Origin of the sequence: Neisseria sp. P0008.S010, assembly GCF_051962715.1 — a bacterium.
In the GTDB taxonomy this organism is placed as follows: Bacteria; Pseudomonadota; Gammaproteobacteria; order Burkholderiales; family Neisseriaceae; genus Neisseria; species Neisseria elongata.
Map to the genome: position 1 here is coordinate 1 of NZ_JBQCVA010000295.1, position 270 is coordinate 270.

The window sequence follows — 270 nt, forward strand, 5'->3', positions numbered from 1 at the left end:
ATAAGAGACAGGACTACCAGGGTATCTAATCCCGTTTGCTACCCACGCTTTCGTGCCTTAGTGTCAGTAACGAGCCAGTAGACTGCCTACGCCATCGGTGTTCCTCCCAATATCTACGGATTTCACTCCTACACTGGGAATTCCATCTACCTCTCTCGCACTCTAGTCTGCCAGTTTGAAGTGCAACAATGCGGTTGAGCCGCACGCTTTCACACTCCACTTAACAGTCCACCTACGCAACTCTTTACGCCCAGTAATTCCGGATAACGC

General features: G+C 50.4%; 1 rRNA gene. It reads right to left on the bottom strand.

The features are described from left to right. Nucleotides 1–270: ribosomal RNA gene (locus ACTHSL_RS13660) — 16S ribosomal RNA — on the bottom strand; the annotation flags it as partial.